1 protein-coding gene and 1 pseudogene are annotated in these 2,338 nt (G+C 54.2%); one reads left to right on the top strand and one right to left on the bottom strand.

The window, feature by feature from the left end; translation table 11 throughout:
• Nucleotides 1-1,450 (top strand): annotated as a pseudogene (locus AUR66_RS22100) (type I restriction endonuclease subunit M); the annotation flags it as partial.
• On the opposite strand, the gene AUR66_RS13360 reads toward AUR66_RS22100, so the two are convergent.
• The gene (locus tag AUR66_RS13360) at nt 1,409-2,110 is read right to left on the bottom strand and encodes a hypothetical protein (protein WP_058572813.1); all 702 of its coding nucleotides are present in this window, start codon (nt 2,108-2,110) and stop codon (nt 1,409-1,411) included. The pseudogene AUR66_RS22100 and the gene AUR66_RS13360 overlap by 42 nt on opposite strands.
• Nucleotides 2,111-2,338 lie beyond the last annotated feature (228 nt).

Raw genomic sequence — 2,338 nt, 5'->3', positions numbered from 1 at the left:
GTGCCTGACCGACTCGCTCAAGCTGACGAGGGATGACGAGATCCGTTTCGGGGACGAACCGCTTGACCTGAACGTTGACCACTTGGTCGGTAATCCACCGTGGATCACATGGGGGAATCTCTCCGAGCAGGTTCGGGATGCGTGGCGTGAGAAGTACGTGAAACAGTTGGACTTGCTTCCGCACCACGGCGTCGAGATGCGGCTGGGGCACGCCAACGACGACATCTCGGTGACGTTCATCTGGGTCTGCATCCACCATTATCTCGACGAGGATGGCGACGCCAGTTTCGTCCTTAAGCGGGACATTATGAAGGGGCCGGCTGGCCGTCTACTCCGCACGCAACGGGTGAACTCTCGTCCGGTTGCGGTGCGACATATTCACGACTTCAACCGCCTTCGCCCGTTCGGTGACGATGTGGGTGTGCATTCCGCCATCTACACACTGGACGCTGACAGCGAATTTGAGTTCCCGATCGCGGTTGACTCGTGGAAGAAAGCGAGCGGCAAGCCGACGTTCTCGACCGTCGAAGCAATGCGAGATACGCTGGAACACGAGAACACCGGAATGATTCCAGTGGAGGAGGATGAACCGTCCTCCTCGTGGATCAGGGAAGATGCCGAGAACCGTGCCCTCGGTGAGTGCGAGCACGACATCCGTCACGGGGTGAAGGACGACGCTAAGGACGTGTACAGCATTGACCGAGAGCAACTGGATGCGCTGGAACACGACCATATCTATCCGTACATCAAGTCCAAGCACGTGGTGAAGTATGGTCTGTTCGGCCACGACCTCCACCTCGTGCCGATTAAGAAGGCCAACGAGGACAATGAGACCGAATTGCAGAACAACTGTCCCAAGACGTACGGTTATCTTGAATCGAACAAGCAGGCCCTCGAAGATCGGTCGTCGACGTGGTTGGAGAAGGGTGCGTTCTATAACGTGTTCGGGTTGGGCGACTACACGTGGTCGGATTACAAGGTCGTCTGGTGCCGCCTCGGCTTCAAGCCCCATTTCGCGGTGGTCAGCACGGTTGACGACGATGACTTGGGCGAGAAGATGGTCGTTCCGGGCGACCATTTCATGTTCATCTCAACTGATGACAAGTACGAGGCGCACTTCCTCTGCGGCCTACTCAACTCGTCGATCTATCAAAAGTCTATAAAAGGAATCGCCTCGGAGGGGAAGTCTAGTCTCTCGAAGACTGCTATCAGCAAACTGGAACTCCCGGAGTACAAGGAGACAGAGGACAGCAAGCAGCTCGCCGAGCTCTCAATGGAGGCTCATGAGATTGTCCCGCAGCACACAGACGTGAGCAAGCGGAAGTACAACAAGAAGAACATCGAGGAGTTGGATGTCGTTCAGGCCGAGATTGACGAGCTGGTGGAGGAGATGCTGTCTGAGGGGTCGCTATTCCCCGGCGTCGGACAGAGTACTTTGGCTTCCTATTGAGCCGTAAATACGCTCGGTTCCCTCGGGAACATCGTCCTTGACCATCTTGTTGTAGTTGAACCGCCACTGCAGGGCGGGCGTTATGGTGATTGCCCCCTTTACCGGCGGATCCTCCTTGATTTCGTTGAATTTTTCATCGCTGATTGCACCGACACCCGTCAGGTTCTCCAACTGTTCACGGAGTTCAGACTCAGATAGTTTGCCCTCTCTGTAGTCTGCAACCAGTTTGACGGCGTCCTCAGACTTGCGGTAGTCGCTTGCGCGTTCCTTCGGAATGTAGGCACAGGTCTTAATTTCGAACTTGTTCCCGCCGTCGACAGACTGCTTGTCGTAGACAAACAGGAGAATGTTGTAGTCAACTCCAGTGATTCGCTCGCCCGGGTCGTCAAAGGTACTGGATGACTGCGGCTGGCGGTTCGATGTCGTTTTCACGTCAAGGTTGAATGCTGGAAGGTCGATGTCCTCGGCGACCGACCCCTCGGAGACAAGCCCGTGTTTCTCCTCAAACCAGTCGCGCAGTTCTTTCTCGAAGTAGGTTCCGATCTGTTTTGAGGTGCTGCTCTTGTTTTCGGGAACAGTACGTGATTCCATTTCGACGCAAAATTCCCCGACTGAATCGAGATAGTTGCGGAGGTCAAGTTCGCCCGATTTGTCGTCCATGTCTCGCAGTGTGAATTCATCCCATGAAAACTTTGTCAACTCTTTGTGACAGATTTGGCAGAGCTTATATACCCCGAATTCGAAACCCTTCGAAAGGTGGTCAAATGAGTAGTGTATCCAAAGCTGATGAGGCAGTTCTCACGGAAATTAAGAAACAGACCGGAGTTTCATACGACCCTGAAACGGGGTCTACCGAGTTTACTGGAGTTCCAACCGATACAGAACAGT

It is taken from the genome of Haloferax profundi (assembly GCF_001469865.1).
Taxonomy (GTDB): Archaea; Halobacteriota; Halobacteria; order Halobacteriales; family Haloferacaceae; genus Haloferax; species Haloferax profundi.
Note: the sequence above shows the minus strand (reverse complement) of the source record. Positions and strands in the feature narration are given on the sequence as shown.